Genomic DNA, 544 nt, shown 5'->3' with positions numbered 1-544 from the left:
CTGTTGCTTTTTGTTTTACTGTAACTGATTTAATACGTTCATTTTCTATGTGTGTAAGACTTGTTCTGCACTTAACCCAACCTAATTTAGGTAATTTAATGTACCTTTGATTGTAATTAAATCTGATGTTATTACATCTAAGCGTACTTAAATAAGATTGTCGGTGAATTTTTTTTGATTTAAATTTAGGATATTTACAAAAACCTTTAAAAAAACGGTCGAATGTCTTAGACAATATTTTTACTGTACATTGAATAGCAGCGCTATCAACATCTTTGAGCCAAGCATATTCACGTTTCATTTGAGGAATCAGTGATGACAAAGTAGAATATGAAAGCATTTTTAAATCTTTGTTGTTTTGGTAACGTTCATTCAACATATCTAACATCTGATTCCAAATGAACCTTGTATGACCAAAGGTCTTCTGTATCACATCTTCTTGTTTCTGATTGGGGTAGATTTTACATTCAATTCCTTGATACATTTTTCCACCTCCTTTAGTTTTATAATTATATATCCATAAAGATACTAATCTATTTAAGTA

At 29.4% G+C, this 544-nt stretch carries 1 protein-coding gene; it reads right to left on the bottom strand.

Features of this window, described 5'->3' with window-relative positions:
- The coding region (locus tag ACF91D_RS31555; protein ID WP_392438666.1) for an RNA-guided endonuclease TnpB family protein at positions 1 to 484 on the bottom strand (484 nt) is incomplete at its 3' end.
- Between the last annotated feature and the right edge of the window lie 60 nt (positions 485 to 544).

It is taken from the genome of Staphylococcus sp. 231237_7MaSpsaltlick, assembly GCF_043107035.1.
The sequence above is the reverse complement of the archived record's forward strand: the minus strand, read 5'-3'. Positions and strand labels throughout refer to the sequence as shown.